The organism is Zavarzinella sp., assembly GCA_041399155.1.
In the GTDB taxonomy this organism is placed as follows: domain Bacteria; phylum Planctomycetota; class Planctomycetia; order Gemmatales; family Gemmataceae; genus JAWKTI01.
Genome location: JAWKTI010000003.1, coordinates 831,349 through 838,562, shown reverse-complemented (window position 1 = coordinate 838,562; position 7,214 = coordinate 831,349). Strand labels below are relative to the sequence as shown.

The window sequence follows — 7,214 nt, the reverse complement described above, 5'->3', positions numbered from 1 at the left end:
TGGTCTAACAGCATCAGTAACGGATGATGAACTGACACTGAGTGGTGTTCCTAGCTTCGACCGCACTGTCCGGGTGTCGGTGGTTGCAGATGATGGTACCACCACAGCTGAAAAAGAGTTTACCTTTACGGTCAACAATACTGCTCCCACGATTGGTGCAGTGGGCAACCAGACATTGAATCACAACGTGGATAGCCTTGATCTGACGTTGCCCATAACGGATGGCGATCCTGAAACCGCGTTACGGCAAATCCAGTTGCAGGCCGAAACTTACAACCCATTGTTTGATCTGAAGACAGAACTGGGGCTGGTAGCACCCTATTCCTACAACTTCTTCGGCCAACAGGAATGGTGGTTCCGCAGCACCAATGGCAGCAATTCCGCTAATAGTGGACTTTATGTGCTTTCGAATGGTAATAAACTGTTTGCCTTCAACGGAGTTTCACTGACAAGCACTCTCCTGCAAACCCCAGTGGTAGATTTCAATCTGGCCCCGTACAGCAATCCCACTGTAACCAATAATCCTGCTCAACTCTTTAATGCGTTACCAGGTTCACCAGCCACAGTCTACGTTAACCGTGGGGCATTATACGATGTGAAGTTGCAGTTTGGTTTAACCGCCGCTCCATATACCAAAAACGCTTTCGGACAGCAGGAATGGTGGTTTGCAAGCACCAACGGCAGCAATCCGCAGGGAGGCAAACTTTTCTTTTTACTGCCAAACGGCCAACTCTACGCGTGGGATGGTTTCCAATTCAATACTAGCCTGGCACGTGGACCGATTGCCAGCCTGGCGGGTACGGGAGCCTACGAAGACCCCAGCAAGCTGACCCAGGCTCGCCCACAGTTTATTGAAGATCCATTGTTCGAATTGAAAGACCGTTACGGCCTGACCAAAGCCGATTTCGGCTTCAATGTCCGTGGGCAACAGGAGAAGTATTTCCTTAGCACCAATGGCAGTAATCCGCAAGGTGCTGGCTACTACCTATTGATGCCGAACGGTGATCTGCTGGCCTGGCGAGGGACAATTGCCAGCAGCATTTTCGTGACCAATGTGGGTGTCGCTGTCTACAACAATCCGGAAAAAATCTACGCTGCCAGTGGACAAGTCAGTGCGATTGTTGCCACCAGCAACGGTGCCACAGGCGATGTGAATCTGAACCCCCACGTGGCATTCACGGGTACGGTGAAAATTACCACAACTCTCAACGACGGTGCGGCAACTGCCAAGCAGCAATTTCTGCTGAATGTGCCCAATACCGCACCCACGTTGCAGCCGATTGCCAATGTATTTGGTAGCTCAGCAGCGGGCAGCACGACGGTCAATCTTGTGCCTGCTGATGCCGACGGAGACCAGATCACACTTCTCGCTCAGGTGCAGCCATACAACCAGCTATTACAGGATAAGACCCGCCTGGGAATTTCCGGTGGTGCGTTCGGCTTTAATGCCCGAGGCTTTAATGAGAAATATTTCATTAATAATTTGGGTCAATTCTTCATTTTAGCCACGAACAACCGCTTGTATACGTGGGATGGAATCAGTTATCAGTCAACAGTGGCACAGACACCCGTAGCCAACTTCAACGACCCCATCTACGGTGGGGTAAATGTATACAATTCACCGGAATTGCTCAGTGGGGCCACCGCACCTTCGGCCCCACCAGTCACGACCAGTATTGCAGGCAATATCCTGACCTTAAATTGGGATACCAACTTCGCAGGTAACTTCCTGGTAACCGTTTACGCCAGCGACGGCAGCAGCACCGTGGTGCAGCGGATTCTGGTGACAATTACCAACGATTGATTTTTTTCCCCGCAAATCACTTCAAAAATCCCCCCTTTTCTTTGCAGGTGGTTGCGATTTTGCAAAAATTCACAAAAAAGTTTTTCATGACGTAAGTTGTTTACCACAAGGGACTTGCGGAGATGAGAATTTACTCATCCGAAGCATTTTATGGACAAAATTGCATTATTATTTGCGCACGTGGATATATTATATGTGTACAAAATGTCAGACAAAGGAGTCTGGAGATGGGATTTTCAACTGGGTAATCGAACAGCAGCTTACTGCTTCACAACCGCGATATTGCCTTTTTCGGTGATGTAGATCAGGTTGCCGTTGTTTTCATCTTTGAACACTTCCACACCAATTTTGGGAGTGTCTTTGTTGAAATCTGCCTGATCGGCGGGGCGGACCCGCAGCAACAGACCGTGCGACCACTTGGGACCTTTGGCTTCCTGGGCTTCCGCACGTTGCATCAGGTCGGCAACCACGTAACCGGCACAGAAGGCTAATGCGGCAAACAATACTGCTGCAAGACGCTTGTTCATCAAAATTCTCTCTTCTATTAAGTGGTAGAGGTCCGGTGCATCCGCGCCAGACACAAGTTATCTCGGGAAGATCCCCATTTAACGGATCAAACTCCCGTTCATCTTATTAGAAAGAGACGATCAGAACGCCACAAATTAACTGGCTGCATGTCTTTACGGAGCTTACCCAGGTTTGCCAACCGTGTCGTTTGAAACATCCCAGCACAAATAAAAGGAAAAAACTGCTTATTTTGTGGGGATTTATACTTGACCTATTTGCTACAGCGGGTTATCGCCCCGCACTAAGACCATTTACCTTTGCGCCGGGGAATTCTGCGCAAGGATAGAAAGTTACCTACTCAGCCCGGGGGGAAAGGGCAGGGGGATTACGGTGAACCAGAAACGGGATGAAGGGGCAGGAAAAACAATGAAGTTTCGTGCCAAAACGTATTTTTGGAATCGATATGTCATCAAGGCATTCTTGATTCCGGGTCTCGCAGTTCTGGGGGGCGTTACAGCCGACCCCTGGATCGTCCACGCTCAACAAACAGCGATGACTAAACAACAGGAGTACGACGATCTGATTCGTCGTGCTCGAGAAGCCATGGAAGCAAAACGCTTCGATGAGGTGCAAAAGTTGATGGAAGCCGCACGTAAAGTGTCTGGCACATCGGGCAGCATCGAACCTGCCAGCAAAACGGTTGTGAAAGACACCGTTACCGATCCACGTCAACTGATGGAAATGGCACGCAAAGCCATCGCTGCGGGCAATCTGGAAGATGCAGAACGCCACGCAGAAGCGGCAATGAAATACAAATCCACTACCAGTTGGGGTATTTTTGAAAGTACCCCCAACACCGTGGTGAAGGAAGTACAGGAAGCAAAAGCAGAATTTCGCGAGAAACAATCCGAAACTCTGCTGGATACCAGCCGACAGTACATCAATGCGAAAGCAGAAAACAAAAACCAGCGGATCGACAACCTGGCGATGGCAGAAAAGAAAGCCATGGAAGCTCAGAAGCTAGGTGTGGAATATCCTCTGATTCACTTTGGTGATCGGCCGGAAGATCTGCTGCTGGAAATTGAAAAAATCCGTGTCAGCGAGCAACTTCCCAAACAGGTGGTGAAGGAAGAATCAAAGACTCCTGCCACTCCGGCAACCACTGCCAGCAATACTACCAAGCCAGCCGGTTGGGATGAGCCACGCAACAATGCCGCCCAGCAAGCGGAAATGGTGCGTGTGGCTGCCATCAAACTGATGGATGAAGCACGTGCTGCACAGATTGGTGGTGATCTGGCGACTGCTCAGAAGAAATTGTTTGAAGCATCTCGCCTGCGTGCCACCTTTAAGTCTGGGGAAGAAACTCCCGACCTGGCAATGCAGAAGTTGCACAGTGCAGCCAACAAGAAAATCTCTGCTTTGTGTGCTGAAGCTCGCGTTCTCAGCAGCACCGATGCTGCTGGTGCCAACGAGCGACTGCAGACTGCAGACAATATGGCTAAGTCACTGGGTCTTGATAACTACCTGGTGATGGAAACCCGCAAAAGCATGAGCAATGTTCCTGCAACGGCACCTGTGGCAGTAACTCCGCCACAGATTCCCGGGTTGAAAATGCCTTCGGTGGTCCAGGCTTCCGGCACCACGCCAATTGAAACTGGCCATGCCACCGAACTGCTGAACAAAGCACGCACCGAACTGCGGGCTGGCGATACCAAGGCAGCCCGTTTGCTGGCGGAAGAGGTGATCAAAGAGAAGATGGGCATGCACGATGAAGCCCAGGCTCTCTTGAAAACTATTGAAACAGAAGAGTTTGAACTGAAGCGTTCGACTGCTCGACGTGCCTTCGATAACGGCCTGGCGTGCTACAACAGCCACCAGTACGCACGTGCGTATGGCATCTTCAAGCAGATTGATCCCAACCTGTTGCCTGCTTCCAAGAAAGCAGAACTCAGCGAATTGATGCACAGCAGCCAGGTGCGTGCCAAGAGCATCGATTCCACCATTGCAATGGTGAAATCGGAAGAGCCTGCGGTGCCTAAAGTGCCAACTGTTCCTGATATGAAGGACAAGCTGCCAAACGTGCTGCCCGATGCACCCATGAATCCGGTACCACCTGTGCCTCCTTCGGTGCCACCGATTCCACCCAGTGCATTGCCTGGCCCGGAACCCAAGACTCCTGGCACTGGCCCAGATAACCTGTTGAAACAACAGGAAAACCTGGCCAAGGTCGAAGTGCAACGGCTGCGTTCCGAATCGCTGAAGGTAGAAAACGAAGCAATCAACCGCTTTGGCCGTGGGGAAACTGATGCTGCAATGCAGGATCTGGAAAACTTTATTTCCAAGGTTCAGGCCAGCAACATCAGCAAGAGTGCCCAGCAAATGATCGTGCGTCCAATTGAAGCACGGATGGATCGTCTGCGGGTGCTGAAGCACCAACAGGACTTCCTGACCAAGGAAGCCAAAGATCGCCGGGAATTCTTCACCGAAATGACCCAGGACGCCCTGTTCAAGCAGAAGAAACAGGAAGAAGTGCAAAAGCTGATGCGGGAAGCAGCTTCGTTGATGAAAATCAACAAGCCAAAAGAAGCTTACGCACTGCTTCAGAAGGCACAACAGCTCGATCCGGAAGATCCCGGGGTACAAGCCAGCAAAATGATGGCTGAAGTGATGTACCGTAAGAGTGAATTTGATCGGGTGAAATCGAATCAGGAAGAATTCAACTGGCGTGAAATCAATGAAAGCTTTGATGTGCCAAACCGCGTCAACAGCAAAGATTTGTACAAGCACCCGGAAGATCCGGAATATCGTGATCGCGTGATGCGACGCCGCGAGATCCAGCCTGGCTATTCTCGTCAGATGCGTTCTGCACGGGAAAAAGAACTGCAAAGCAAGCTGGATACCCCAGTGGAAATCAACTTCCAGGGCATGCCGCTGGAAAAGGCGATTGATTCGCTGCGGACCTACACCAAACTGAACTTCCACCTGGATAAACAGGCATTGGTGGAAGCGGGCATTGATCCCAGCCGTCCGGTGGATGCTCAATTGAAGGGCAGCCTGAAATCTGCACTGAATATTATGTGCGGACGGGACCTGGGCTTCACGATCGAAAACGAAGCGATCAGCATTACCACCCAGCGTGCGTTGAGCGGTCGGATGGATTTCCGAACCTTCGGCGTGGGCGACCTGGTGATTCCGATTGCCACCTTTGGTCGTGAATCGGGCCGCAATCCGCTGGAAGAACTGTATCCTTCGGACAACAGAAACAACAACCAGTTCCGTAGTCCTGGAAGCCGCTTGCCAAACGGTCAACCTGTGGGTGCGGCAGAAAACACTCCGTTTTCTTCCAACACTTCCGCAGTGGGCCGGATTTCCAACACCCCCAGCAGTGGTGGTGCTGTCAGCCGGATGGTGAATGGTTCTAATACTCTGGAACGAGAACTGATCCGTGTGATCACCGAAACGATCCGCCCGGATACCTGGAAAGATCAAGGTGGTGCAGGCACGATTGAATACTACCCCACTAACCTGTCGCTGGTCATCAACCAGTCGCCGGATGTGCTGGAGGAAGTCGATCGTCTGCTGGCTTCGCTGCGGTCTCTGCAGGATCTCGAAGTATCGATTGAAATCAAGCTGGTTTCGCTATCGGAAACCTTCTACGAACGGATTGGTGTGGACTTTGCAATGGGCATTCCCACGGGATCTTCGTTGAATGCCAGTGCACCGAACTCGCCTGATGGTCAGATTCGTTTGAATGGCAACGACTTCCGCGGTAACGTGGTTGGCTTACAGGCACCTGGTGCACCCACCCCAGACCTGGATATTCCAATCCGGACTGGCAGCTTTAACCGTGCGATTCCTCCATTCGGTGGTTACTTCCCACTGGGCGATGGTGGTCTGGCACTGGGGATGGCATTCCTCAGCGATATCCAGGTGCAATTGTTCCTGGAAGCAGCTCAGGGAGATTCTCGTACCAACGTGATGCAGGCCCCACGGGTAACAGTGTTTAACGGTGCGGCATCGCAGATTTCGGTGAACGATACCCAGTTGTTCCTCACCAGCGTCAACGCTGCAGTGATCAACGGCCAGGTGATTGTGGTGCCACAGATTGACGCCGTGCCAGTTGGTTCCGGTGGTGGTGGCGGTCAACAAGGTGGTCTTGGTGGTGGTGGTGCTGGTTTAGGCATGTTCGTGCAGGCAATCGTTTCCCACGATCGACGCTTTGTGCGGATGAGCATCCAGCAGAACTTCTCGAACTTGTCGGGTGTGCAGTCGGTGCCTTTCACCACCTTCATTACACCTGTGTTCGATAACGGTGCAACGGGACAGCCCACACCGTTTACGACCTTCCTGCAATTGCCACGGATTTCCAGCCTGAGCGTGGATACCACTGTGGTGGTGCCAGACGGTGGTACCGTGGTGATGGGTGGTTTGAAGTACATGGCAGAAGGCCGCAACGAGTTTGGACCTCCTGTGCTGAGTAAGATTCCTTATGTCAGCCGGTTGTTCAAGAACGTGGCTTACGGTCGCGATGGTCGTTCGATTCTGATCATGGTGACCCCACGGATCATCATTACACGGGAAGAACAACTCCGTCAGACGGGTGTTGATGAAGACAACTTCCAACAGCCATAAGCTGCCAATCGTTCGAGCCCCACTTTTCCCTGCTGATTCTCGCCCAGTTTGATTGTGAAACCCGTTTTGCTTAGCCCAAGATAGCCCAGATTCGTTTCACAATCGTCTATTTTCAGATTGATTCAACCCTAAACACTGTTCGGCTGGAATATCGGCTTTTCCTGAAGCTCAGATCGAATTCATTAAGATGCCTCTACAGCCCGCAGCGTTAGCAAGGGTTTGAGCAGAAATACCCTTGCTTATGCTGCGGGCTATAAAGGCAACTTGGTAG

General features: G+C 51.4%; 3 protein-coding genes. 2 read left to right on the top strand and 1 reads right to left on the bottom strand.

The genetic code is table 11. From position 1 onward, the window contains the following. Positions 1–1,804, top strand: a 1,804-nt coding sequence (locus tag R3B84_17735; GenBank protein MEZ6142404.1) for a hypothetical protein, incomplete at its 5' end; no start/stop codon positions are given. Between the two features lie 260 nt (positions 1,805–2,064). Here R3B84_17735 and R3B84_17730 read toward each other — a convergent pair. Further along, positions 2,065–2,331 carry a hypothetical protein gene (locus tag R3B84_17730; protein MEZ6142403.1) on the bottom strand — a complete coding sequence of 89 codons (267 nt, stop codon included), beginning with the start codon at positions 2,329–2,331 and terminating at the stop codon, positions 2,065–2,067. A 370-nt stretch (positions 2,332–2,701) separates the two neighbouring features. Between R3B84_17730 and R3B84_17725 the strand changes: the two genes are divergently transcribed. Continuing rightward, positions 2,702–6,943, top strand: coding sequence for a hypothetical protein (locus tag R3B84_17725; protein ID MEZ6142402.1), 4,242 nt, complete (start codon positions 2,702–2,704; stop codon positions 6,941–6,943). The last annotated feature ends 271 nt before the right edge of the window (positions 6,944–7,214 follow it).